This is a genomic window from Pseudoduganella sp. R-34 (assembly GCF_049904655.1).
GTDB lineage: Bacteria > Pseudomonadota > Gammaproteobacteria > Burkholderiales > Burkholderiaceae_D > Rugamonas.
The window spans coordinates 4,117,880-4,141,500 of sequence record NZ_CP184572.1; the positions used below are offsets into that span (position 1 = coordinate 4,117,880).

Genomic DNA, 23,621 nt, shown 5'->3' on the forward strand with positions numbered 1-23,621 from the left:
TGCACTTTTGGTGCCTACTCTCACGGGAACCCGGGAGTATAGCACAACATTCTTCAAAACCGGTAAACCTGGGTCTGACCCGCAGGGTCAGACCCTGTATAAGCAACGGCCGCGGGTCAAAGACACGCGGCCGTTGCTCAGACAGTGCCCGACCCTGTGGGTCAGGCACTGGTTTACCGGTTTTACTTCTTCTTCTTCGGCGCCAGCACCATGATCATCTGGCGGCCTTCCATCTTGGGGAACTGCTCGACCTGGCCATGCGGCTCCAGGTCAGCCTTCAGACGCTCGAGCATGCGCATGCCGATATCCTGGTGGGCCATTTCACGGCCGCGGAAACGCAGGGTGATCTTGGTCTTGTCACCGTCTTCCAGGAACTTGATCAGGTTGCGCAGCTTGATGTTGTAGTCGCCATCATCGGTGCCGGGGCGGAATTTGACTTCCTTCACCGAGATCACCTTCTGCTTCAACTTGGCTTCGTGCGCCTTCTTCTGTTCCGAATACTTGAACTTACCGTAATCCATCAGCCGGCAGACTGGAGGATTCGCGTTCGGCGCGATCTCGACCAGGTCGACATCGGCCTCTTCCGCCAGGCGGAAGGCTTCGGCCAGGCTTACGATGCCCAGCGGTTCATTATCCACACCCGATAGACGCATTTCAGGGTGGGTGATCTCGCCATTGATGCGATGGGAAGACTTGTCAGTAGCTATGGTGTTTCCTTCAATTTTGGTTAGTAGGCCGGTTGCGGGGCTCCCCCGCATTTAGGCTTTGGTCTCGACCTCGTTCTGAAGTCGCTCCACCAGGGCTTCGATCGACATGACGCCCAGATCGACATTGCCCCGCGCACGCACGGCCACGGTGTTGGCATCCCGTTCTTTGTCGCCCACCACGAGAATGAAAGGCACTTTTTGGACGGAATGTTCGCGGATTTTATACGTAATCTTCTCGTTGCGCAAATCAGCAGCAACGCGGAAGCCCAGCTTGCGCAGCCTGGATTCAAGCGCCTTGCAGTAATCCGCCTGGGCGTCGCTGATGTTCAGAATCGATACTTGCTGAGGAGCAAGCCACATCGGCAGCGCGCCGGCGTAGTTCTCGATCAGGATACCGATGAAGCGCTCCAGCGAACCCACGATCGCACGGTGCAGCATGACCGGAGTCTTGCGGGTGTTATCATCCGCGACATATTCGGCACCCAGGCGGCCCGGCATGAAGAAGTCGACCTGCATGGTGCCGACCTGCCATGGGCGGCCCAGCGAATCCTTCAGGTGATACTCGATTTTCGGACCGTAGAATGCACCCTCGCCCGGCAGTTCGGTCCAGGTCACGCCGCAAGCGCGCAGGCCCGAGCGCAGCGCTTCTTCCGCTTTATCCCACACCTCGTCGTCGCCGATGCGGTTGTCCGGACGCAGCGCCAGCTTCACGTCGATGTTCTCGAAATGGAAATCTTTATAGACTTCCATCGCCTGCTGGTGGAAGGCCACCACTTCCGGCTCGATCTGCTCGTTGGTGCAGAAGATGTGGCCGTCGTCCTGGGTGAAGCCGCGCACGCGCATGATGCCGTGCAGCGCGCCGGATGGCTCGTTGCGGTGGCACTGGCCGAATTCACCGTAGCGCAGCGGCAGGTCGCGGTAGGAACGCAGGTCGCTGTTGAAGATCTGCACGTGACCCGGGCAGTTCATCGGCTTCAGCGCGTAGGAACGGTTTTCGGACTCGGTCACGAACATGTTTTCGCGGTAGTTTTCCCAGTGGCCGGTCTTGCCCCACAGCGAAGCGTCCAGGATCTGCGGCGCCTTCACTTCCTGGTAGCCGTTTTCCTGGTACTTGCGGCGCATGTATTGTTCCACTTGCTGCCAGATGGTCCAGCCTTTCGGGTGCCAGAACACCAGGCCCGGAGCCTCATCCTGGAAGTGGAAGAAGTCCAGCTGCTTGCCCAGCTTGCGATGGTCGCGCTTTTCCGCTTCTTCCAGCTGGAACAGGTACTGCTCCTGGTCTTCCTTCTTGGTCCAGGCGGTGCCATACACACGCTGCAGCATTTCGTTCTTGCTGTCGCCGCGCCAGTAGGCGCCGGCCAGCTTCATCAGCTTGAAGACCTTCAGCTTGCCGGTCGATGGCACGTGCGGGCCGCGGCACAGGTCGGTGAAATTGCCTTCGGTGTACAGCGACACGTCTTCATTGGACGGGATCGAAGCGATGATCTCGGCCTTGTAGTGCTCATTGATGGACTTGAAATAAGCCACGGCCTCGTCGCGCGGCAGGACCTTGCGGGTCACCTGCTCGTCCTTCTTCGCCAATTCCGCCATTTTCTTCTCGATTGCCACCAGGTCGTCCGGGGTGAACGGACGCTTGTAGGAGAAGTCGTAATAGAAGCCGTTTTCAATGACCGGCCCGATGGTCACTTGCGCATCAGGGAACAGTTCCTTGACGGCGTACGCCAGCAAGTGGGCGGTCGAGTGGCGAATCACGTCCAGGCCTTCCGGATCCTTGTCGGTCACTATGGCGACATCGGAGTCCTTCTCGATCAGGAAGGAAGTATCAACGACCTTGCCATCAACTTTGCCGGCCAGGGCTGCTTTGCCCAGGCTGGTGCTGATGTTGGACGCAACCTGCGCCACGGTCAGGGGTGCATCGAATTGGCGGACGGAACCGTCGGGCAGTCGGATTGAAACCATCATGGATCTCCGGAAGAAAAAGGTAATGCTGGAAAAAATGGACGAAAAAAAACGCGGGCTAGCCGCGTTTTTCTTCAATTGAACAAGCAAAAGAAAGCCGATCGACTAGCGTCACTCACCAACCTTGATGGTAGTTCGCGGTGTCATAACCGGTGTGCCTTTCTCGCTCTTACAAAATGTCTGGTGGGCGGTGAGGAATTCGAATCCCCGACCCCTTGGATGTCGACCAAGTATTCTAACCAGCTGAACTAACCGCCCGTGTCTTTTGCAATGGTACTACATAAAAATGTTCTGGTGGGCGGTGAGGAATTCGAATCCCCGACCCCTTGGATGTCGACCAAGTATTCTAACCAGCTGAACTAACCGCCCGAGAGCCAGCATTATAGAGAGCACTTCCCTCTGTGACAAGTGTTTTCCGAAGAAAACATTGCTGATATATTCAGGGGACCATGCAAAACCACGATTCAACCCATCTTCACGCCCATCTGGACGGCGACGCGCAACACGCTCACTTCAACGAACACCGCAGCCAGGCTGCCCTGGCAGCCGCACTGGCACTCACTTTGGGCTTCGCTGTAGTTGAGGTAGTAGCTGGGTTCATGGCCAATTCGCTGGCCCTGATTTCCGACGCCGGCCATATGGTGACCGATGCCGCAGCACTCGGCCTGGCACTGCTGGCGCAACTGATTGCCAAGCGGCGCCCTTCTGCGCGCTACTCCTTTGGCTTTGGCCGTGCCGAAGCGCTGGCAGCTTTCGTCAACGGGCTGGCAATGCTGGTCGTCGTCGGCTGGATCGTATTTGAGGCGGTGCAACGCTTCGCTTCACCCGAGCCGGTGCAAGGTGGCACGGTACTGGTCGTAGCCGGCATCGGCCTGGCTGTGAACTTGCTGGTCGCCTGGAGCCTGTCGCGCGACAAGGAAAGCATGAATACCCGCGCCGCCCTGGTGCACGTGCTGGGCGACCTGCTTGGATCCGTCGCGGCGTTGATTGCCGGCGGCGTGATCATGGCAACCGGCTGGATGCAAATCGACCCCATTCTCTCGCTGCTGGTATCGCTGCTGATCCTCAAATCGACCATCGGCGTCTTGCGCGAATCCTTCCACCATCTGATGGAGGGCGTGCCCGACAACACGGACTACGCCCAGATCGGCGCCGACCTGGCTGAAGTGCAAGGCGTCCTGTCGGTGCACGATCTGCACGTATGGGAAATGTCGCCAGGCCAGCCGGCCTTGATCGGCCATCTTGAAGTCGCGGACTTGCACGAATGGCCGGCCATTCTGGCCCGGGTAAAAACAATGCTGCGCACCCGACACGGAATCGATCACATCACATTGCAAGCCGAGCCCGCAACCCATTCCCGCCCATCCTGAAATCATGAAGACCAGCTATTCTTCAATGTTGGACTCACATGCGGTCCCAACAAGCAAGCTGCGATAGATCCCTTCAACAAAACCATGTCCGAAAGGCTTCGTGTGAAATTGCCGTAAGCCCAGCAGCTATCGAAGCCGGCGCCAAACCGAAATCGGTACATCCCCATCAGGCCGAGGCGGGACACGCCATTCGAGAACATCTCCCTCCAGCGAATATGCGCGGCGCTGCACGACCCCGTCCCATTGCGGATTCGATGCGGCGGCGATATGGAATACCAGGCGTCCATCCTCCACCGTAATCTTGCCAAAATGCGCGCTCATGGCGAGCAACAGCCGCTTGTATTCATGCAATTCGGCCGAGCGAAAATCACCTGCAAATGGCGGCCTGTCGGCATGATAGATCTGAAGCGCGTAGTGGCCGTCGCTTGCCACGTTCAGGGTGCCGCGCGGCTTGGCCCCATAGTCGTCACTTCGACTGCCGTCGCGATGTTCACGGTAGGCGCCGATCAATTCCCAGGCCCCGGCCAGGCTGGCCCCGGTGGCTGACACCTCGGCGGCAGTTGCTGCGCCACTCAGCACTAGTGCTGTCAAAACAAGCTTCCGCATTTCAAACCTCCATCAGTCGAACACGCAACAGAGGATAGCCAGCTTGACGTCAACGCAAAATTGCAAAAATTTCGCGTGACCTGTGCATAATTGCACCGATGGACACCCCTGACTGGAACGATCTTCGCTATTTCCTCGCCGTCACCGCAGCTGGCTCCCTGTCGGCTGCTGCACGCTCGCTTGGCGTCGAGCACACCACCGTGTCGCGCCGCATCGAGGCGCTGGAGAATATGTTGGGCCTGAGGCTCTTTGACCGCTTTGCGCGTGGCTGGTCCCTGACGGATGCCGGTCGCGCCTTGCTGCCCCAGGCACAACGGGTCGAGGAAGAGATTCATGCCCTGCTGCGCCAGGCAAGTGGCGCGGGATCCGATTTCGGCACAGTACGCATCTCGGCGCCGCCCGCCATCGCCGCCCACTGGATCACGCCGCGCCTGCCCGCTTTGCGCGCGCAACTGACGGGAATTCAGATCGAATTGGGCGCCGAACCGGCCCGCGTCGATTTATCGCGGCGCGAGGCGGATATCGCGATCCGTTTTCGCCGGCCGCAAGCGCCCGACCTGGCAGTGCGCATAGTCGCGACAGTCCAATATTATCTGTGCGCTGCGCCCCAATATCTCGCCTCGCGCAAATCTGAAGAATGGGAATTTATCGGCTACGACGAAAGCCTGGCCACGACCCCGCAGCAGGAGTGGTTGAACGCATTTGCGGCGGGCCGCCCGTTTGCTTTTAGCAGCAACGATTTGAATTCAATTGCGGCAGCGGTGCGATTTAGCGCTGGGATTGCGGTCCTGCCCGATTACCTCGCCGCTGGGCTGATAATCCCAGGCATTAACTGCCCGGTGCAGCGCGACCTCTGGATGGTCATTCATGACGACGTCCGCAAATCGCCAAGAGTTCGCCGTACCGCAGACCTCCTCGCAGAACTGTTCAGTACTGCGGCGCGCTAGCTCCTGGCAGCAACACGCCAAGACCTGGCACGCTTCGGGCGAAGCTCTAGAGGGAGATGAGCCGCCCTCCCTCAAGCACGGCGAGCTTCCAGGATGCCGGTGACTTCGCAAATCGCGGCGAGCGCTTTTTGCAGCTGGCTGGTGGCGCCGATTTCGACCGTAAAGGTCATGCGGGCCTGCCCTTTGGCTGATTGAGTGTTCACGCCGGTAACATTGATTTTCTCGCGCGAGAAAATCTCGGAAATATCGCGCAGCAATCCCTGGCGGTCGGTCGCCAATACAAATAGATCGACGGGAAATACCGTGTCGGAACGCGCAGCGCCCCAGGCAGTGACAATTACCCGCTCCGGCGCTTTAGCGCGCATTTCAGCGAAGTTTTTGCACGAGGCGCGATGAATTGAAACGCCTTTTCCGCGCGTAACAAAACCCACAATTGGATCGGGTGGCGCCGGTTTGCAGCATTTCGCCAATTGCGTCATCAAGCCATCGGTTCCCACCACCAGCACGCCCGATTTGGCGCCGGATTCAACGCTGGAATTGCGGCTCTTATTAACTGCGACCTGGTCGCTCGCATCTTCTTCAGCCTCGGCAGGATCGCGCAACGCTGCCTCGACATGGCGCAGTGAAAACTCATCCTTGCCCACGGCGAGGAACAGATCGTCCACTTTGCCAAAGCCCAGCTTTTGTGCCAGGGTCTCCAGGTTGACGGCGGTCTTGCCTTCGCGTTGCAGCGATTTCTCAACCAGGGAGCGGCCGTTGGCAACCGTTTCCTGGATGTCGATCGCGTGGAACCATGCCCGCACCTTGGTGCGGGTGCGGTTCGAGACCGTATAGCCTGGGCTCAGCCAGTCGCGCGACGGTCCAGCCGTACCGGGTGCGCCCTTGGCGGTAATGACTTCGCAAGTTTGCCCGCTTTTCAACGGCGTATTCAGCGGCACCATCTGGCCGTCGACGCGGGCGCCGCGGCAGCGGTGGCCCACGTCGCTGTGCAAGTGGTAGGCGAAGTCGATTGGGGTGGCGCCCACTGGCAACTCGATCACGCGCGCCTGCGGGGTCAACACGAAGATGCGGTCGTCCAGCGTGGTGGACTTCAGTTTTTCCACCCACTCGCGCTGCTGGTCCTCATTGTTGACCACAGCATCGGCAACTTCGGTTTTCCAGGCCAGCAGTTGGCGCAGCCAGGCGATCTTTTCGTCGTACTGCTGCCCTTTGAAGTTGGAACCACCCTCCTCCTTGTAGCGCCAGTGCGCTGCCACGCCGTATTCGGCGAAGCTGTGCATCTCCTGCGTGCGGATCTGCACTTCGAGGGGGCGGCCGTCGTCCGCCGTCACCACGGTGTGCAGCGACTGGTAGCCGTTCGGCTTGGGACGGGAAATGTAATCGTCGAATTCTTTCGGGATCGGGGTCCAGATATTGTGGACTACGCCGAGCACTGTATAGCAGGTCTTCACGTCGTCGACGATTACGCGGAAGGCACGCACATCGTACAGCTCGGAGAAGTCCAGGTCCTTGCCCTTCATCTTGTTCCAGATGGAGTAGATGTGCTTGGGCCGGCCGAATACCTCGGCCTTGATGCCGGCAGATGCCAGCTCGGACTGCAGGCGCGCAATGGAAGACGTGACGAAGCTCTCGCGCGCCATGCGCTTCTCTTCCAGCATCTTCGCAATGCGCTTGTAGGTCTCCGGCTCGATGAAGCGGAACGACAGGTCCTCCAGCTCCCACTTGATCTGCCAGATGCCGAGGCGGTTTGCCAGCGGCGCGTAAAGGTCCAGGGTCTCGCGGCCGTAAGCGCGCGTTACTTCGTCGAAGCGCTTGATGTCGGAGAAATAGCGCAAGGTGGTGCAGCAGGAAGCCAGCCGCACCAACACCACGCGCATATCGGTGGCCATGGCCAGCAGCATCTTGCGCAGCGACTCGACCTGGGCGACAGCCTGCTGCGCCGCGGTCTTGGTGCGCGCGGCACTGCCGGAAGACGCCAGCGTCAGCTCGCGCAGGCGGATCAGCTGGCGTACGCCGGCCACCAGGTCATTGACTTCCTTGCCGTAGCGCGGCTCGATGGAGGGGGCGGTATCGGCGTCGAGCAGGGTCAGCTCGAACATCAGTGCCGCGATGCGGGTTTCCGCATCGGTGCGCAGGATGGCCAGTGTGCTGGCCACCCCGATGGCGAATTCCAGGGCATCTTGCCCATGGCCTGTGATACGGCCGCTGTACGCCTGGCTGGCGTGGTCGAGCGCAGCCAGCACGCGCGCTCCATCGTCGGCGGACAAGCCTTGTACCAACTGATCCGTCGTTGCGCTGTTGAGAGCCGCGATTGAAACCATTACGAAAACCTTTGCAACTTTACTTTTGGGCGGCGGTCACCACGATTTCGACCAGCCAGTCGGGATTTGCCAGTTGCGCCTGGACAGTCGCACGCGGCGGGGTATTGCCTTCCACCACCCAGGCTTCCCACACTTCGTTCATGGCGGCGAAGTTGGCCAGGTCGGTGATGTAGATCTGCGCGCGCAGGATGTGCGCCTTGTCGCTGCCGGCTTCGCCCAGCAGGCGGTCGATATGGCCCAGCACTTCGGCGGTCTGCGCCTTGATGTCGCCGCCCTTCTCGGCAATCTGGCCGGCCAGGTAGACAGTGCCGTTGTGGACGGCGATTTCGGACATGCGCTTACCTACGTGAAAACGTTTGATTTCCATGCTTCTCTCTTAGTGGTTCAACAAAAAATCTTTCGCAATCGCGATCTGGTCGTCGTGCAGGAAGGTCGGCGCATGGCCAACGTTCGGGATCTCCACCAGTTTGGCCTTCGGGCCGCGCTGCGTCATCGCTTGCGCCGTTTCGCGCGACAGCAAGTCGGAGTTGGCGCCGCGCACCAGCAAGGTCGGGCAGCGGATCGCATCGTAGGCAGCCCACAGCATCGCTTCGTCAGCCTTGGCCGACTCCGGCGTCACCGACTGGAAAGGCAAGGCCAGGCCCATATCGTAGTGGCGTACCCACGAGCCGTCCTTGTCCTGGCGCAGCACGTCGGCGGCCAGCTTGTGCCATTCCGCATCGGTGTGCTCGCCGAAGGTAGCCGACACCATCTTCACGAATTCGGCGCCGGCCTTGAAAGTCGGGAAGCGCACTTCCTGGGCAATGTAATCGCCGATGCGCTGGATCGCCACCGCATCCAATGTGGGGCCGATATCGTTCAATACCAGCTTGCTGACCGGGCTGTCCGGCAGCGAAGCCAGGCCCATGCCGATCAGGCCGCCCATCGAGGTGCCGAACCAGTCCACGCTCTGCCGCTCGCCATTGGCCAGCACGCGCGCCAGCAAGGTCACCATATCGCTGACATATTGGGGAAGGCGGTAAAGCTGGGGGTTCACCAGGCTGCCGGAACGGCCGCGGCCCACCACGTCGGGGCAAACCACACGGTATTCCTTGCACAGTGACTGTGCAAGATTGTCGAAATCGTCCGAAACCCGGGTCACGCCGTGCACGCAAACCAGCACATTCGGGTTATCTTCCTCGCCCCATTCCTTGTATGCCATCTGGTGCAGGCCAGACATGGAGAAACACTGAACGGACTTGATTTTCGCTTCTGGCATTCGGTTCCTCGCTCCCCGCGCTGTTGTTTCGCTATTGGTTTTTGCGCTACATTCTACATTGGCTAACTAATTATAGGGGACCAAATGGTCAGCACGACTTTGCGCGGCAAAACTGCGCTCGTAACCGGCTCCACCTCCGGCATCGGCCTGGGCATCGCACGCAGCCTGGCAGCCGAAGGCGCCAACATCGTATTGAACGGCTTTGGCGATGCAGGCGAGATCGCGAAGCTGCAGGAATCGCTGGCCGCCGAATTCGGCGTGCAGGCAGGCTACCATGGCGCGGACATGAGCAAGCCGGCCGATATCGAGGCCATGATGGCCTATGCCGCCCAGAAGTTCGGCGGCGTCGACGTCCTGGTGAACAACGCCGGCATCCAGCACGTGGCCAATGTCGAGGACTTTCCGGCCGAGCGCTGGGACGCCATCATTGCCATCAACCTGACTTCGGCCTTCCACACCACCCGCCTGGCGCTGCCGCATATGAAGGCGCGCAACTGGGGACGCATCATCAACCTCGCTTCGGTGCACGGGCTGGTTGCTTCGGCCGGCAAGTCGGCCTATGTCGCGGCCAAGCACGGCCTGGTGGGCTTTACCAAAGCCACCGCTCTGGAAACTGCCAAGACCGGCATCACCTGCAACGCGATCTGTCCGGGCTGGGTCCTGACTCCGCTGGTGCAGAAACAGGTCGATGCGCGCGCCGAGAAGGAAGGCCTGTCCAACGAGGCAGCCAAAGCGGCACTGCTGGCGGAGAAGCAGCCGTCCGGCGAATTCGTCACGCCTGAGGAGCTCGGGGCCATGGCCGTCTTCCTGTGCTCCGATGCGGCCCGGCAGATGCGCGGCGTGGCGTGGAATATGGACGGCGGCTGGGTCGCCCAGTAATCAGGCTTTTTGCGCCAGGTAGTTGTTCTTCAGGCGCATATAGTGCTCGGCCGAGTATTTGAAGTGCGCAATCTCCTGTTCGGTCAGCTCGCGGATGCGCATCGCGGGCCGGCCGACATACAGCCCGCCGCTCTTCAGCACCTTGCCGGGAGCCACCAGGCTGCCCGCCCCCACCATCACATGCTTTTCGATCAGCACGTCGTCCATGATGATCGAGCCCATGCCAACCAGGCATTCGTCGCCGATGGTGCAGCCGTGCAACAGCACCGAATGGGCAATGGTGACGTACTTGCCGATCGTCAGGGCGGCGCCTTCCGGCTTGGCGGCCGAGCGGTGCGACACGTGGCACATGGCGAAATCCTGCACATTGCTGCCTTCGCCGATCGTAATGCGGTTCACATCGCCGCGCACAACCGCATTGCACCAGATCGAGGCATCGCGGCCGACATTGACGTCGCCGATAATTTGCGCGGACTGGTGGACGAACACGCCGTCTGCCAATTGGGGAAAGGTATCGAGGTAGGGTTGCAGTGTCATGCCAGGATTATATGGCCTGCGGCGCTGCAGCATCCGGCCGATTGTGGTTTTCCACAATGGGGATAGACACAATAGCGGCAAGACAACCCGTTTGCCATGATGGGAATATTCGGAGACAAACGAGGCCCCCTCATCATGGAAAAGAAACCCTTCTACAAAGTACTGTACGTCCAGGTACTGTTCGCCATCTTCTGCGGCATCCTGCTCGGCATCTACCTGCCGACCGACGCAGTCGCCATGAAACCGCTTGGCGACGGTTTCATCAAACTGATCAAAATGATCATTGCCCCGGTCATCTTCTGTACCGTGGTGAGCGGCATCGCCGGCATGCAGGACGTGAAAAAGATCGGCCGCGTCGGCGGCAAGGCACTGATCTACTTCGAGATCGTGTCCACCTTCGCCCTGGTCATCGGCCTCGCCGTAGCCAACTTCATGCAGCCAGGCGCCGGCTTCAACGCCGATCCGCACACGCTGGACACCAAGTCCATCGCCCAGTACACGGAAAAGACCAAGGCGCTGACCACCACCGACTTCCTGCTGAACATCATCCCTAACACCGTGTTCGATGCCTTCGCCAAGGGCGACATCCTGCAGGTGCTGCTGGTTGCCGTGCTGTTCGGCTTTGCCCTGTCGCTGCTCGGCGAGCGCGGCCGTCCGGTCACCAAGCTGGTCGACGAGGTATCGCACGCCTTCTTCGGCATGGTCAACATCATCATGAAGGCCGCCCCTATCGGCGCCTTCGGCGCCATGGCCTTCACCATCGGGAAATACGGCATCGCTTCCCTGCTGCCGCTGGCCAAGCTGATGGGTTCGTTCTATCTGACCTGCTTCCTGTTCGTGTTTATCGTGCTGGGTCTGATCGCCAAGTACACCGGCTTCTCGATCGGCCGCTTCATTTCCTACATCAAGGAAGAACTGCTGATCGTGCTGGGCACCTCCTCCTCGGAAAGCGCCCTGCCTTCGCTGATGCGCAAGCTGGAAAAACTGGGCGCCTCCAAGCCTGTGGTTGGCCTGGTGGTGCCGACCGGCTACTCCTTCAACCTGGACGGCACCAATATCTACATGACCATGGCCGCCCTGTTCGTAGCCCAGGCCACCAACACCGACCTGACGCTGTGGCAGCAACTGACCATCCTCGGCGTCGCCATGCTGACCTCGAAAGGCGCCTCCGGCATCACCGGCGCCGGCTTCATCACCCTGGCAGCCACCCTGGCCGTGGTGCCAACCATCCCGGTGGCAGGCATGGCCCTGATCCTCGGCATCGACCGCTTCATGAGCGAATGCCGCGCCCTGACCAACTTCGTCGGCAACGGCGTGGCTACCCTGGTGGTCGCCAAGTGGGAAGGCGAGCTGGACATGGACACCCTGAAGCGTGAACTGGCCAATCCTACCCCGCTGCATGCAGCGGCCCAGCCGGCCGCCGCGGAAGCCCTGGCCGCTACCGCCGAGTAAGCCCGTAGCTTCTTTACCACTAAGACAGGCCCCATGCAATTGTGCATGGGGCCTGTCTTTTTTTGTGGTTAGAATGTAACGAAGAGTCACGAGGCAAATGTTGACACACGGAAACATGCAACCTAGAATGAACTCACTAATCATGCCCCCAGAAACGGACGCCAGGATGAAATTCCCCAGCCACCGTGGCTTTACCTTGATTGAATTGATGATTACCGTCGCCATCGTCGGGATCCTCGCTTCCATCGCCCTTCCCAGCTACACCCGCTATATCGTAAAGGGTAACCGCGCCGCTGCGCAGCAGCACCTGATCGACCTGGCCCAGCGCGAGCAGCAATTCCTGGCCGATGCACGTGTCTACAAGGATTCGGTCAGCGGCCTGAACATGCAAACGCCTGCTGCCGTGTCCAAGTGGTACACGATTACCATCCAGACTGATGCCGGCCCGCCGCCAAAGTTCAACATCACGGCGACCCCTATCGCCGGCAGTCGCCAGGAATCCGACGGCGCCCTCACCATCGACCAGGCCGGCAGCAAGCTGCCGGCTGACAAGTGGTGAAGCCATGAAGCGCCAATCCGGCTTCGGCCTTCCTGAAATGCTGATGGTGGTGGTCGTGATCGGTATCCTGGCGGCGCTCGGCGCGCCTGCAATGCAGGACTTCATCGCCAACCAGCGCCTGAAGAGTACCTCAAGCGACCTGTTCACCAGTATCCTGCGCGCGCGCAGCGAGGCCATCAAGCGCAACAGGGACGTGTCGATTTCCCCCTCGGCCAGCTGGAATACTGGCTGGAGCATCCCTAGCCCGAACGCCGGCGAACCGGCCCTGGCCATGTTTGTGACGCGCCCGTCGATCACCGTGTCCGGCCCCGCCGCTGGCGTGACGTTTACCGCTGCCGGCCGCGTCAAGGGGGATGCCAACCCGCAGTTCTCCCTGACGGCCTCCACCGGCAAAGCCAGCTGCATCAGGATTGACCTTGGCGGCCGCCCGAACGTGCAACCTACATCATGCTAAGACCCACCATGCCTCGCCAACACGGCGTCACTATGATTGAAGTCCTGGTCACCATTGTGATCCTGGCTTTCGGCCTGCTGGGCATTGCGGTCTTCCAGTCCAAGGCCAGCGTCGGATCGATCGAATCCTACCAGCGCGCCCAGGCGGTCATCCTGCTGGACGACATGACTGCCCGCGTGCAAGGCAACCCTCAGAACAGCGCGGCCTACGAGTCAGCCAATATCGGCACCGGCGATGCGCAGCCAGCCGATTGCAGCGGCCTCGGCGCCGGCCCCGCCCGTGATGTCTGCGAGTGGAGCAACCTGCTGAAAGGCGCGGCTGAAACCGACAGCAGTACCAAGGTCGGCGCCATGATTGGCGCACGCGGCTGCATTACCCTGCTGCAGGCAGCCGATCCCAGCGCCGGCGTTTGCAAGCCGGGCATCGTCCAGGTCGCTGTTGCCTGGCAGGGCTTGCACGCCACCCAGGCTCCATCGCTGGACTGCGGCCGCAATCAATTCGGCGACGAAAGCTATCGCCGCCTGATTGCCGCCCAGGTCCTGATTCCTCAACTTGACTGCAAATGAGGAGCCCATTCATGCAGATACATCGCCGACGCGCGCAAGGTTTTACGTTGGTTGAAATGATGGTGGCTGTCGCCGTCGGCCTCCTCCTGCTTGCCGGCTTGTCGACCCTGTTCAACAACAATAGCGCCGCGCAAATGGAAATCGAGCGCGCCAACCGCCAGGTGGAGAACGGGCGCTACGCCATGCAACTGATGACCGGCGACTTGCGCAACGCCGGCTATTACGCCGAGTACGACCCGGTGGAACTGGCGGCGCCAACCGTCCTGCCGGATCCCTGCACGCTCGACCTGACAGCCATCCGCGGTGACATCGCCTTTGCGGTGCAAGGCTACGACAACAGCAATTCGCTCGGTTGCCTGTCCGACGTCAAGGCCAATACCGACGTGGTGGTGGTGCGCCATACCCAGACCTGCGTGGTCGGCGCCGCCGATTGCGAGGACGAGGCTGCCGGTGGCCCCTTCTTCCAGGCTTCGCAATGCTCCAACGACTATGAACTCGGTTCCAGCGACAAGAACAAGCACTACCAGATCTCCGAGATCAACAACGGCTTCACGCTGCACCAGTACAACTGCACGGCGGCCATCAACAGCGGTACACCGGCCGACGTGCGGCGCCTGCTGACCCATATCTACTTCGTCGCCAACAACAGCATGGCGCGCGATGGCGTCCCCACTCTCAAGCGCGCCGAGGTGGTGAGCAAGGGCGGCGTCATGTCGGTCCAGATCGTGCCGCTGGCCGAAGGCATCGAAAACATGCAGCTCGAATATGGCCTGGACACTAGTGGCGACGGCGTCGCCGACAGCTTCACCCCGCATGTCAACGATACCGAGTGGGGCAATGTGGTTTCTGTCAAGCTGCACCTGCTGGCGCGCACCCTGAGCCCGTCCGTGGGTCACACCGACCGCAAGTCCTACGTCCTCGGCGCGAACGAGAATGGCCAGCAGAACGTCATCAGCGCCGCCAACGACAAATACAAACGCCACGTTTTCACCTCACTGATTGGCCTGCCTAACGTGGCCGGAAGGAAATCCTGATGAAACACCCTGCACTCCGCCAGCAAAGCGGCATGACGATGGTCGTGGCGCTGGTCATGCTGGTGCTGCTCACCTTGCTGGCCATGACCACCTTCAACCTTGGCAAGTCCAGCATCCAGGTGGTCAACAATATGCAGAACCGCGACGAAGGCATTGCTGCCAGCCGCAGCGTGCTCGACGAGGCCATGTCCAGCACCCGCTTCTTCGACACGCCATCCGATGCACTGGACCAGCCTTGCCTGAACAGTAACCATCGCTGTTTCGACGTCAATGGCGACGGCGTGGTCGATATCGTTACCTCCCTGAGCGCGGCGCGCTGCGTCAAAGTCCGCAAAATCAAGACGTCTGAACTCGATTTGCAGAACGAAGAAGACCGGGGCTGCAGCGTCGGCTCCGGCAACGATGGCCTGATCGTCGGGGCACAAAGGGGCGATTCAATGTGTGCCGACTCGACCTGGGAAATGACGGCCACCAGCCAGGACCAGCAGGTTCAATCGGAAGTCCAGATGGTGCAAGGCGTCGCCATGCGCGTCTCTACCGACAATGTCGAAACCTCCTGTAAATAGATAACTAGCCCGCTTTTATTTGAGAGCCAGCCATGCAAAAAAAGCTAATGATCACCGCGGCCGCCAGCCTCGGTGCATGCGCCACCCTCCTGTCGTTCCCGGCTGGCGCTGACGACATCGATATTTTCACCGGGGCCTCTGCCGGCACCTCGATCAATCCACGCATCCTGATCGTGCTGGACAATACGTCCAACTGGTCGCGCCAGTCGCAGAAGTGGCCCGGCGGCCTGTCCCAGGGCCAGTCCGAGGTACGCGCCATCAAGGACGCGATTGCCACCCTGAACGACAAGGTCAACGTCGGCCTGTTCGAGTTCGTCACCGACGGCAACGCCAACGACAACGGCGGCTTCGTGCGCTTCCAAGTGCAGCCGATGACCGCGTCGGCAAAGAACCAGTTCAACAACCGGCTCAACACCATCGACGGCGCCATTACCAGCCCGATCGAAAAGCGCAACTCGGGCACGATGTACGGCAACCTGATGTACGACGTGTACAACTACCTCGGCGGCCGTCCCGGCTACTCCGCCGCGCAGGGCGTCACGCCGAGCTCGATCGCCGATCCCGCCGGCTACGTTAGCCGCTGGGTGCCGTTCAAGTCGCCGCTGACCGACGACGCCAGCTGCGCCAAGACGATCGTGATCTTCGTCACCAACCCGGACCAGAGCGGCCCGACCAAGGACGATTCCGCCAACACGACCCAGTTGCAGAGCCTGGGCGGTAGCACCAGGCAGCTCGGCCTGCCGAACTTCTCGACCCAGACCGTCGAGAGCGTCACCAATATCGGCCAGACCTCGGTCTGCTACGCGAGCCAGAGCGCCGCCGGCAATGAGCTGAACATGGCGCCGTGGCCCACCACCTGCGGCAACTACACTGACGGCTGCAGGATAGGCTCGCCCCTGAACGACGGCAGCAAGATCTGCCCGGTCGGCACCTCATCGTATGCAATCAACGGCGTCAACAGCACCGTGACCAACGTGCCGACCGGCGGCGAAACCACCGACTCCAATCCCTGGAATGCCGACGAGTGGGCGCGCTTCATGCACGACAAGGGCGTGCCGATTCCGGCCAGCACAATGAAGTCCAAGGTCACGTTCTACACGATCGACGTGTACAACGCCCAGCAAAACATCGAGCACACCAAGCTGATGCTGAGCATGGCGCGCGCCGGCGGCGGCAAATACTTCGCCGCCAAGAGCCAGCAAGCCATCCTCGATGCTTTGAACCAGATCATTGGCGAGGTGCTGGCTGTGAACTCGACGTTCGCGTCGACTTCGCTGCCAGTGAACGCCACCAACCGTTCGCAAAACCAGAACCAGGTCTTCATTGGCATGTTCCGCCCCGACCCGGATGCCAAGCCGCGCTGGTTCGGCAACCTGAAACGCTACCAGCTGGTGCTGGATGGCTCCGAGGTCAAGCTGGGCGACGCCAACGCCAACCTGGCAGTTAACGACAATACCGGCTTCATCACCGATTGCGCGCAAAGCTTCTGGACCGTCCAAAAGGGACCGTATTGGGAGAACCTCGGCCTGAACCCCGACCCGGCGAGCGGCTGCAAGGCCTTGCCGCGCGGCGTGTCGCCCTATTCCGACGCGCCGGACGGACCATCGGTTGAAAAAGGCGCGGCGGCGCAGATGCTGCGCAATGGTAACGACCCGAGCTTCACCGGCGACCCGACCTATGCCGTCAACCGCACCCTGTACACCCGCGTCCCGGGTGGCACCTCGCTGGTGGCCTTCAACACCACCAACAGCGGCTTGCCAGCCGACGTGGTCAACTTCATCAAGGGCGCGGACGTCACGCAGGAGCGCGGCGACAACATGCCAACCACCACCACCCGCCCGTCGATCCACGGCGACGTGATCCACTCGCGCCCGCTGCCGCTGGCCTATGACGAGAACAACGTGTTCGTCTTCTACGGCGCCAACGATGGCTTCTTCCGCGCAGTCGATGCCAGCAACGGCAAGGAACGCTGGGCCTTTGTCGCCCCTGAATTCTTCAGCCGCCTGTCGCGCCTGAAAGACCAGACCCCGCTGGTGAACTACCCGAACGTGTCCGGTCCCGGCGACGTGGCTGCCGTCGGCAGCCCGAAAGACTACTTCTTCGACGGTTCCACCGGCGTGTTCCAGAACCTGCCGGTCGATGCCAACGATCCCAAGAAGATCTGGATCTACCCGACCATGCGCCGCGGTGGCCGCATGGTATACGGCCTGGACGTGACCGATATCGACAGCCCACGCCTGATGTGGTCGGTAGGTTGCCCGAACCTGACCAATGACAGCGGCTGCACCCCGGGCTTCGATGGCATCGGCCAGACCTGGTCCATCCCGGCGCTGGCCTTCGTCAAAGGCTACTCGCCCAGCAAGCCAGTGATCGTGATGGGTGGCGGCTACGACAACTGCGAAGACGCCAACACCGGCGCCCCCACCTGCGTGGCAGGCAAAGGCGGATACGTCTACATCATGGACGCGGAAACCGGCTCCCAGTTGGCCAGCTTCAGGACCAAGCGCAGCGTCGTCGGCGACGTGTCGATGGTCGACATCGACAACGACGGCATGGTTGACTACGCCTACGCGGCCGACCTTGGCGGCAATATCTACCGCATCGACTTCATCGATAGCCCCACCACCAGAGCACAGCTCACGGCCGGCAACTGGCGCATGTACCGCGTGGCCTACACCAACCAGGCCAGCAGCCCGCGCAAATTCATGTTCGGCCCGGCCCTACTGTACAACAAGGGCTTCGTCTACCTGGCCCTGGGCAGCGGCGACCGTGAGCACCCGCTGTCGTGGCAGTATCCTTACGAGTCGACCGCCAACCGCTTCTACGTGGCGCTCGATGACCTGTCCCTGCGGCCCACAACTGACGAGGCTGGGCTGAACCTTGACGCCAGCCTGACCAACAGCACGGCGTCGACCAGCTGCAATTCGCCGAACGTCCTGCCGAACGGCAGCACCCGCGGCTGGTTCATGGAATTGCAGAAGGGCGAACAGGTCGTGACCTCGTCCCTGATCGCCGGTGGCACTGTCATGTTCAGTACCAACCGTCCGATTGTCGGCAACGCGGCAAGCTGCTCCACCGCCCTGGGTGAAGCACGCGGTTACGTGGTTAACCTGTTCAACGCGTCTGGCGCCATTGGTGCCGACGGCATCTGCGGCGGCAACCGCTCCTCCGTGTTTGCCGGTGGCGGCCTGCCACCTTCGCCGGTGCTGGCCCGTGGTGTAAAAGTCCGCAGGGTGGGCGAGACAGGCGACCCGGGCAGGCCTGGCACTGGCACTGAGCCTCCCCGCGTAACTGTTGGGATCGGCATCGGCGGTACAGCGGCGCCGATCCAGTCGACGCGCATCAATCCGAACATCAAATCGGTCCGCAAACGTAAATACACTTACGTCAAAGGCCAGTAGGAAACGGGGGCGCATCGGCGCCCCTTTTTCCTGACAGCCTTATCAATACAAAAAAGGGACGCCAGCAGGCGTCCCTTTTTTTCTTTGGCTGCGTGCTCAGGAGAACGACAATTCCACGCCGGAAGCAGCGGCGATTTCTTCGCGCGTTACGCCTGGGGCCAGTTCGGTCACCTTGATGCCGGTCGGCGTCACCTCCATTACGCCAAGGTCGGTGATGATCATGTCCACCACGCCCACGCCGGTCAGCGGCAGGTCGCATTTCTTCAGCAGCTTGTGCGAGGTCGAGCCATCCTTGGCGGTGGCGACGTGCTCCATCAGTACCACCACCTTCTTGACGCCCGCCACCAGGTCCATCGCGCCGCCCATGCCCTTTACCATTTTGCCGGGAATCATCCAGTTGGCCAGGTCCCCCTTTTCCGACACCTGCATCGCGCCCAGGATTGCCAGGTTGATCTTGCCGCCCCGGATCATGGCGAACGAGTCGGCGGAGCTGAAGTAAGCAGCGCCAGGCAAGGCGGTCACGGTCTGCTTGCCAGCATTGATCAGGTCCGCATCCACTTCGCTTTCGGTCGGGAAGGGGCCGATGCCCAGCAAGCCGTTTTCCGACTGCAGGAACACTTCGATATGTTGCGGCACATAATTGGCAACCAGCGTCGGCAAGCCGATGCCCAGGTTCACATAAAAGCCATCCTGCAGCTCTTTTGCCGCGCGCGCGGCCATTTCATCACGAGTCCATGCCATGTTGTCTTCTCCTTAGTTGGCACGCACGGTGCGCTGTTCAATGCGTTTTTCCGGGGTGGCGTTGAGCACGATGCGGTGCACGTAGATGCCCGGCAGGTGCACGGCATCCGGGTCGATGGCCCCGACTTCGACGATCTCTTCCACTTCCACCACGCAGACCTTGCCTGCGGCGGCGACGTTCGGGTTGAAGTTGCGCGATGTCTTGCGGAATACCAGGTTGCCGGTCTTGTCGGCCTTCCAGGCCTTGACCAGCGAAACGTCGGCCACCAGCGAACGTTCCATCACATACTGTTCGCCGTCGAATTCGCGGATCTCCTTGCCGTCGGCGACAATGGTGCCGACGCCGGTCTTGGTGAAGAATGCAGGAATGCCGGCGCCGCCGGCGCGCAGCTTTTCAGCCAGCGTGCCTTGCGGCGTGAATTCCAGTTCCAGTTCGCCGGCCAGGAACTGGCGCGCGAATTCCTTGTTCTCGCCCACGTAGGAGGAGATCATCTTCCTGATCTGGCGGGTTTCCAGCAATTGGCCCAGGCCGAAGCCGTCCACGCCGGCATTGTTGGAAATCGCGGTCAGGCCCGTAGCCCCGCTATCGCGCAGGGCGGCGATCAACGCCTCGGGAATGCCGCACAGGCCGAAACCGCCGACCGCGATGGTTTGGCCGTCGGCCACGATGCCGGCCAGGGCGGCCTTGGCATCCGGGTAAATCTTGTTCATTATGTCTCCTTGTTCAAATGGCCAGAAGGCGATTGAGGATAGAATACGCTCGCCCAAACTTCAATACCGTAGAAATACCGCAATGCCGATCAATTATGAGTCCATCTTCAAATTCGCCCCGGTAGGCATGTGCGTGTCGGACCAGCGCGTGATCAAGGCCGGCAATGACGCGCTGGCCGCCATGTTCGGCTACGGAGCGGGTGAACTGGATGGGCAATCGTTCCAGGTGCTGTACCCGACGCAGGACGAATACTTGCGCACCGGGGACCGCATCATCCCGATCATGAATGCCAAAGGGCGTTATTCGGATGAGCGCATCATGCGTCGCGCCAATGGAGAATTGTTCTGGTGCCACGTGACCGGGCGCGCATTGGAGACGGCGCAGCCGCTTGGGGCCGGGATCTGGACGTTCGAGGACGTGTCGGAGCAGCGGCCGGTGTCGGCGGCCCTCACGCCGCGTGAACGCGAAATCGCGGCGCTGCTCGTCGAAGGCAAGACTAGCAAGATGATTGCGCGCGATGCCGGCTTGTCGCCGCGGACGGTGGAGATGCATCGCGCTTCCTTGATGCGCAAGTTCGGTGCTGCTACCGCCACGGAACTGGTCCATAAACTGGCTGGGGCACGCTAGAACCGGTAAATCTGGGTCAGACCCAAGGGTCTGACCCTGTCAGCGGCACCGCCTGGAGTTACGGTTGTGCGTTGTTGATCTTTTCAAAGAGTCGAAGTCCAGGAACCAGCCTCGGGACCCTGAAACCGTCGGGGGTCTGACCCTTCGGGTCAGACCCCGGTTTACCGGTTTTCAGCCCGCCATCATGCCATCATCGGCCGAGATAATGGCACCATTGATAAAGTGCGCCTCATCGCCCGCCAACAACAGCAGCAAGCCATCCAGGTCCTCCGGCTTGCCCGCCCGCTTGCGCGGCAGCATGTCGATCAGGCGCTTGCCCTGGTCGCTGGCGAAGTAATCCTCGTTGATTTCGGTCTCGATATAGCCCGGGCAAATCGCGTTGGTGTTGATGCCATATTTGCCCCACTCCACCGCCATGGCCTTGGTCATCTGCACCACGCCCGCCTTGCTCATGCAGTAGACGCCAATCTGCGGCAACACGCGCAGCCCGGCCACCGAGGCGATATTGATGATGCGGTGCTGCTTGCGCGGATCGCCCTTGGCGCGCGCAATCATGCGCTTGGCCGTTTCCTGCGCCACGAAAAAGGCGCCGCGCAGGTTGCAATCCATGACAAAGTCATAATCTTCCGGCGACACATCGAGCAAGCGTTGCGTCATTGATACACCAGAATTGTTCACCAGGATGTCGATCGGCCCCGCTTCGGTTTCAGCGTGGGCGATGGCGGATTTGATGCTCGCATAATCGGTCACATCCAGCGTCACCACATGGGCGGCGCCGCCATCGGCTTCGATTTCTGCACGCAGTTCCTTCAGGCGTTCGATGCGGCGCGAGGCCAGTACCACCTGGCAACCTGCTTTCGCCAGCACCTTGGCGAAACGGGCGCCGAGACCGCTGGAGGCGCCTGTGATCAGGGCGATCTTGCCCTCAAAATTAACTTCGATCCCCACCGGCCACTCCTTATAATTCCGTTCCGCCATGATGACACAAAAAACCTCCTTATTAGATTGCCACGTCTAATATTAGCCCTCACAATGGCGCCACCGTTGCAATACCCGGGAAAAAAGAGCACACTCGTTCTATTTTCAGCACCGAATTTTCCATCATTCTTATAAAAACACTATGAGCAACCTTGTAGAACAGTACGGCCCGCGCGAGGCAATGGAGTACGACGTTGTGATCGTTGGCGGCGGCCCTGCTGGCCTGTCGGCAGCGATCAAGATCAAGCAGCTGAACCCGGATACCTCCGTGGTCGTGCTGGAAAAAGGCGGCGAACTCGGCGCCCATATCCTGTCCGGCGCTGTGATGGACCCAAAGGCGATCACCGAACTGATCCCCAACTGGAAAGAGCTGGGCGCTCCGCTGAACACCGCAGTCACCGAAGACCGCGTGCTGTTCCTGACCGAGACCAAGGCATACAAGACCCCGAACTTCATCCTGCCGAAGTGTTTCGAGAACCACGGCAATTACGTGATTTCGCTGGGCAATGTGGTGCGCTGGCTGGGCCAGCAAGCCGAAGCGCTGGGCGTGGAAATCTTCCCTGGCTTCACCGGCGCTGAAATCCTGTACAACGACGACGGTTCCGTCAAAGGGGTTGCGACCGGCAATATGGGTGTGAAGCGCGATGGCGAACCAGGCCCTGACTTCCAGCTCGGCATGGAGCTGCACGGCAAGTACACCCTGTTCGCCGAAGGTGCGCGTGGCCACCTGGGCAAGCAGTTGATGGCCAAGTACGACCTGAACAAGGGCAAGGACCCCCAGTCCTACGGCATCGGCATCAAGGAACTGTGGGAAATCGATCCTGCCAAGCACAAGCCGGGCCTGGTGATCCACACCACCGGCTGGCCGCTGGACACCAAGACTTACGGCGGTTCTTTCCTCTACCATCTGGAAAACAACCAGGTCGTCGTCGGCTACGTGGTCGGCCTCGATTACGAGAACCCTTACCTGTCGCCCTACGAAGAATTCCAGCGCTACAAGACCCATCCGGAAATCCGCACCTTCTTTGAAGGCGCCAAGCGCATTTCCTACGGTGCCCGCGCCATTACCGCCGGCGGCCTGCAATCGCTGCCTAAGCTGGTGTTCCCGGGCGGCGCCCTGATCGGTTGCGACGCCGGCTTCCTGAACATGAGCCGTATCAAGGGCTCGCACGCTGCAATCAAGTCGGGCATGCTGGCCGCGGAAGCAGTGGTGGCTGCGCTGGGCGCCGGCCGTTCCGCCGACGAGCTGGTAGCCTACCCGACCGCCTTCGAGCAGTCCTGGCTGCATGAAGAACTGCACGTGGCGCGTAACGTCAAGCCTTGGCTGAAGAAGGGACTGTACCTGGGCTCCCTGATGACTGGGATCGACCAGATCGTGTTCCGCGGCAAGGCGCCTTGGACCCTGCACCATTCGACGCCCGACCACGCCTGCCTGCGCCCTGCTTCGGAATTCACCCCGATCACCTATCCCAAGCCGGATGGCAAGCTGACCTTCGACCGCCTATCGTCGGTATTCATCTCGAATACCAACCACGCGGAAGACCAGCCTATCCACCTGACGCTGAAGGACAACTCGGTGCCGGTGAATGTGAACCTTGCCAAGTTTGCAGGACCCGAATCACGCTACTGCCCTGCCGGCGTATACGAATTCGTCAAGACCGACGAAGGCCAGGACCGCCTGCAGATCAATGCGCAAAATTGCGTGCATTGCAAGACTTGCGATATCAAGGACCCGACCCAGAACATCGTCTGGATCACGCCGGAAGGTGGCGGCGGACCGAACTATCCGAATATGTAAGGACAAAGGGGGCTTCGGCCCCCTTTTCCATGGTCACCCTGGCAACGGCCAAAAAAAATCAAAAAAATTTCCACTCGGCACTTAATGCTCCCGGCCCCACGGTCGTCTTGTACTTCTGAGAGCGCAGAAAAAGACCCGCTGCTCGATTT

Annotated in this window: 22 protein-coding genes and 2 tRNA genes; 12 read left to right on the forward strand and 12 right to left on the reverse strand. The window is 60.7% G+C overall.

Annotated features, from left to right (window positions below):
* Positions 1–182: 182 nt before the first annotated feature.
* From infC to ACN9MW_RS18780, 4 genes are all read right to left on the reverse strand, one after another.
* Positions 183–758, reverse strand: coding sequence for a translation initiation factor IF-3 (infC, locus tag ACN9MW_RS18765; RefSeq protein ID WP_426161989.1), 576 nt, complete (start codon positions 756–758; stop codon positions 183–185).
* A complete protein-coding gene (thrS, locus tag ACN9MW_RS18770) occupies positions 759–2,666 on the reverse strand; it encodes a threonine--tRNA ligase (RefSeq protein ID WP_426172237.1) in 1,908 nt (635 codons plus the stop codon). It lies immediately after the preceding gene.
* Positions 2,667–2,847: 181 nt separating this feature from the next.
* Positions 2,848–2,924, reverse strand: a tRNA-Val gene (locus ACN9MW_RS18775).
* A gap of 34 nt (positions 2,925–2,958) precedes the next feature.
* Positions 2,959–3,035, reverse strand: a tRNA-Val gene (locus ACN9MW_RS18780).
* A gap of 80 nt (positions 3,036–3,115) precedes the next feature.
* On the opposite strand from ACN9MW_RS18780, the gene ACN9MW_RS18785 reads away from it, so the two are divergent.
* Positions 3,116–4,036, forward strand: coding sequence for a cation diffusion facilitator family transporter (locus ACN9MW_RS18785; protein ID WP_426161990.1), 921 nt, complete (start codon positions 3,116–3,118; stop codon positions 4,034–4,036).
* Between the two features lie 126 nt (positions 4,037–4,162).
* Here ACN9MW_RS18785 and ACN9MW_RS18790 read toward each other — a convergent pair whose 3' ends face one another.
* Positions 4,163–4,642 carry a lipocalin-like domain-containing protein gene (locus tag ACN9MW_RS18790; RefSeq protein WP_426161991.1) on the reverse strand — a complete coding sequence of 160 codons (480 nt, stop codon included), beginning with the start codon at positions 4,640–4,642 and terminating at the stop codon, positions 4,163–4,165.
* 98 nt (positions 4,643–4,740) lie between these two features.
* Between ACN9MW_RS18790 and ACN9MW_RS18795 the strand changes: the two genes are divergently transcribed.
* On the forward strand, positions 4,741–5,589 hold the full coding sequence (locus tag ACN9MW_RS18795; protein ID WP_426161992.1) for a LysR family transcriptional regulator: 849 nt from the start codon (positions 4,741–4,743) through the stop codon (positions 5,587–5,589).
* Between the two features lie 71 nt (positions 5,590–5,660).
* Here ACN9MW_RS18795 and ACN9MW_RS18800 read toward each other — a convergent pair whose 3' ends face one another.
* From ACN9MW_RS18800 to ACN9MW_RS18810, 3 genes are read right to left on the reverse strand one after another with little or no spacing between them, the layout of a single operon-like run.
* Positions 5,661–7,910 (reverse strand): RelA/SpoT family protein, encoded by a 2,250-nt coding sequence (locus tag ACN9MW_RS18800; RefSeq protein WP_426161993.1) that lies wholly within the window; start codon positions 7,908–7,910, stop codon positions 5,661–5,663.
* 19 nt (positions 7,911–7,929) lie between these two features.
* Positions 7,930–8,277, reverse strand: a complete 348-nt coding sequence (locus tag ACN9MW_RS18805) for a RidA family protein (protein ID WP_426161994.1) — start codon at positions 8,275–8,277, stop codon at positions 7,930–7,932.
* Between the two features lie 9 nt (positions 8,278–8,286).
* Complete coding sequence (locus tag ACN9MW_RS18810) at positions 8,287–9,168, reverse strand: alpha/beta fold hydrolase (protein WP_426161995.1); 882 nt, start codon at positions 9,166–9,168, stop codon at positions 8,287–8,289.
* Positions 9,169–9,252: 84 nt separating this feature from the next.
* Here ACN9MW_RS18810 and ACN9MW_RS18815 point away from each other — a divergent pair, with 84 nt between their 5' ends.
* The gene (locus tag ACN9MW_RS18815) at positions 9,253–10,047 is read left to right on the forward strand and encodes a 3-hydroxybutyrate dehydrogenase (RefSeq protein ID WP_426161996.1); all 795 of its coding nucleotides are present in this window, start codon (positions 9,253–9,255) and stop codon (positions 10,045–10,047) included.
* Here ACN9MW_RS18815 and ACN9MW_RS18820 read toward each other — a convergent pair whose 3' ends face one another.
* Complete coding sequence (locus ACN9MW_RS18820; RefSeq protein WP_426161997.1) at positions 10,048–10,584, reverse strand: gamma carbonic anhydrase family protein; 537 nt, start codon at positions 10,582–10,584, stop codon at positions 10,048–10,050.
* A 135-nt stretch (positions 10,585–10,719) separates the two neighbouring features.
* Between ACN9MW_RS18820 and ACN9MW_RS18825 the strand changes: the two genes are divergently transcribed.
* The 7 genes from ACN9MW_RS18825 to ACN9MW_RS18855 all read left to right on the forward strand — a co-directional run bounded on the left by ACN9MW_RS18825 (position 10,720) and on the right by ACN9MW_RS18855 (position 18,616).
* A complete protein-coding gene (locus ACN9MW_RS18825) occupies positions 10,720–12,036 on the forward strand; it encodes a dicarboxylate/amino acid:cation symporter (RefSeq protein WP_426161998.1) in 1,317 nt (438 codons plus the stop codon).
* Between the two features lie 166 nt (positions 12,037–12,202).
* Positions 12,203–12,595, forward strand: coding sequence for a type IV pilin protein (locus tag ACN9MW_RS18830; protein ID WP_426162000.1), 393 nt, complete (start codon positions 12,203–12,205; stop codon positions 12,593–12,595).
* A gap of 4 nt (positions 12,596–12,599) precedes the next feature.
* Complete coding sequence (locus ACN9MW_RS18835; RefSeq protein ID WP_426162001.1) at positions 12,600–13,049, forward strand: GspH/FimT family pseudopilin; 450 nt, start codon at positions 12,600–12,602, stop codon at positions 13,047–13,049.
* A gap of 32 nt (positions 13,050–13,081) precedes the next feature.
* Positions 13,082–13,615, forward strand: a complete 534-nt coding sequence (locus tag ACN9MW_RS18840; protein ID WP_426162002.1) for a type IV pilus modification PilV family protein — start codon at positions 13,082–13,084, stop codon at positions 13,613–13,615.
* Between the two features lie 11 nt (positions 13,616–13,626).
* The gene (locus ACN9MW_RS18845) at positions 13,627–14,649 is read left to right on the forward strand and encodes a PilW family protein (RefSeq protein WP_426162004.1); all 1,023 of its coding nucleotides are present in this window, start codon (positions 13,627–13,629) and stop codon (positions 14,647–14,649) included.
* On the forward strand, positions 14,649–15,215 hold the full coding sequence (locus ACN9MW_RS18850; protein WP_426162005.1) for a hypothetical protein: 567 nt from the start codon (positions 14,649–14,651) through the stop codon (positions 15,213–15,215). Before ACN9MW_RS18845 ends, ACN9MW_RS18850 begins: the two co-directional genes overlap by 1 nt.
* Positions 15,216–15,247: 32 nt before the next feature.
* Positions 15,248–18,616, forward strand: a complete 3,369-nt coding sequence (locus tag ACN9MW_RS18855; protein ID WP_426162006.1) for a pilus assembly protein — start codon at positions 15,248–15,250, stop codon at positions 18,614–18,616.
* Between the two features lie 96 nt (positions 18,617–18,712).
* Here ACN9MW_RS18855 and ACN9MW_RS18860 read toward each other — a convergent pair whose 3' ends face one another.
* Complete coding sequence (locus ACN9MW_RS18860; protein WP_426162007.1) at positions 18,713–19,357, reverse strand: CoA transferase subunit B; 645 nt, start codon at positions 19,355–19,357, stop codon at positions 18,713–18,715.
* A gap of 12 nt (positions 19,358–19,369) precedes the next feature.
* Positions 19,370–20,068 (reverse strand): CoA transferase subunit A, encoded by a 699-nt coding sequence (locus tag ACN9MW_RS18865; protein ID WP_426162008.1) that lies wholly within the window; start codon positions 20,066–20,068, stop codon positions 19,370–19,372.
* Between the two features lie 82 nt (positions 20,069–20,150).
* Here ACN9MW_RS18865 and ACN9MW_RS18870 point away from each other — a divergent pair, with 82 nt between their 5' ends.
* Complete coding sequence (locus ACN9MW_RS18870) at positions 20,151–20,696, forward strand: LuxR C-terminal-related transcriptional regulator (RefSeq protein WP_426162009.1); 546 nt, start codon at positions 20,151–20,153, stop codon at positions 20,694–20,696.
* Positions 20,697–20,867: 171 nt separating this feature from the next.
* Here the strand turns inward: ACN9MW_RS18870 and ACN9MW_RS18875 are convergent, their stop codons facing one another.
* Entirely contained in the window at positions 20,868–21,644 is a 777-nt protein-coding gene (locus tag ACN9MW_RS18875) for an SDR family oxidoreductase (protein ID WP_090436401.1), read from the reverse strand.
* A 211-nt stretch (positions 21,645–21,855) separates the two neighbouring features.
* Between ACN9MW_RS18875 and ACN9MW_RS18880 the strand changes: the two genes are divergently transcribed.
* Complete coding sequence (locus ACN9MW_RS18880) at positions 21,856–23,472, forward strand: electron transfer flavoprotein-ubiquinone oxidoreductase (protein WP_426172238.1); 1,617 nt, start codon at positions 21,856–21,858, stop codon at positions 23,470–23,472.
* Positions 23,473–23,621 lie beyond the last annotated feature (149 nt).

What these genes read in the sequence shown, in the direction of transcription:
- ACN9MW_RS18860 (WP_426162007.1), bottom strand. Translation starts at nt 19,357, where the DNA reads ATGGCATGGACTCGTGATGAAATGGCCGCGCGCGCGGCAAAAGAGCTG.
- ACN9MW_RS18865 (WP_426162008.1), bottom strand. Translation starts at nt 20,068, where the DNA reads ATGAACAAGATTTACCCGGATGCCAAGGCCGCCCTGGCCGGCATCGTG.
- ACN9MW_RS18795 (WP_426161992.1), top strand. Translation starts at nt 4,741, where the DNA reads ATGGACACCCCTGACTGGAACGATCTTCGCTATTTCCTCGCCGTCACC.
- ACN9MW_RS18835 (WP_426162001.1), top strand. Translation starts at nt 12,600, where the DNA reads ATGAAGCGCCAATCCGGCTTCGGCCTTCCTGAAATGCTGATGGTGGTG.
- thrS (WP_426172237.1), bottom strand. Translation starts at nt 2,666, where the DNA reads ATGGTTTCAATCCGACTGCCCGACGGTTCCGTCCGCCAATTCGATGCA.
- ACN9MW_RS18790 (WP_426161991.1), bottom strand. Translation starts at nt 4,642, where the DNA reads ATGCGGAAGCTTGTTTTGACAGCACTAGTGCTGAGTGGCGCAGCAACT.
- infC (WP_426161989.1), bottom strand. Translation starts at nt 758, where the DNA reads ATGCGGGGGAGCCCCGCAACCGGCCTACTAACCAAAATTGAAGGAAAC.
- ACN9MW_RS18870 (WP_426162009.1), top strand. Translation starts at nt 20,151, where the DNA reads ATGCCGATCAATTATGAGTCCATCTTCAAATTCGCCCCGGTAGGCATG.
- ACN9MW_RS18815 (WP_426161996.1), top strand. Translation starts at nt 9,253, where the DNA reads ATGGTCAGCACGACTTTGCGCGGCAAAACTGCGCTCGTAACCGGCTCC.
- ACN9MW_RS18825 (WP_426161998.1), top strand. Translation starts at nt 10,720, where the DNA reads ATGGAAAAGAAACCCTTCTACAAAGTACTGTACGTCCAGGTACTGTTC.
- ACN9MW_RS18880 (WP_426172238.1), top strand. Translation starts at nt 21,856, where the DNA reads ATGGAGTACGACGTTGTGATCGTTGGCGGCGGCCCTGCTGGCCTGTCG.
- ACN9MW_RS18830 (WP_426162000.1), top strand. Translation starts at nt 12,203, where the DNA reads ATGAAATTCCCCAGCCACCGTGGCTTTACCTTGATTGAATTGATGATT.
- ACN9MW_RS18800 (WP_426161993.1), bottom strand. Translation starts at nt 7,910, where the DNA reads ATGGTTTCAATCGCGGCTCTCAACAGCGCAACGACGGATCAGTTGGTA.
- ACN9MW_RS18785 (WP_426161990.1), top strand. Translation starts at nt 3,116, where the DNA reads ATGCAAAACCACGATTCAACCCATCTTCACGCCCATCTGGACGGCGAC.
- ACN9MW_RS18820 (WP_426161997.1), bottom strand. Translation starts at nt 10,584, where the DNA reads ATGACACTGCAACCCTACCTCGATACCTTTCCCCAATTGGCAGACGGC.
- ACN9MW_RS18855 (WP_426162006.1), top strand. Translation starts at nt 15,248, where the DNA reads ATGCAAAAAAAGCTAATGATCACCGCGGCCGCCAGCCTCGGTGCATGC.
- ACN9MW_RS18850 (WP_426162005.1), top strand. Translation starts at nt 14,649, where the DNA reads ATGAAACACCCTGCACTCCGCCAGCAAAGCGGCATGACGATGGTCGTG.
- ACN9MW_RS18810 (WP_426161995.1), bottom strand. Translation starts at nt 9,168, where the DNA reads ATGCCAGAAGCGAAAATCAAGTCCGTTCAGTGTTTCTCCATGTCTGGC.
- ACN9MW_RS18805 (WP_426161994.1), bottom strand. Translation starts at nt 8,277, where the DNA reads ATGGAAATCAAACGTTTTCACGTAGGTAAGCGCATGTCCGAAATCGCC.
- ACN9MW_RS18840 (WP_426162002.1), top strand. Translation starts at nt 13,082, where the DNA reads ATGATTGAAGTCCTGGTCACCATTGTGATCCTGGCTTTCGGCCTGCTG.
- ACN9MW_RS18845 (WP_426162004.1), top strand. Translation starts at nt 13,627, where the DNA reads ATGCAGATACATCGCCGACGCGCGCAAGGTTTTACGTTGGTTGAAATG.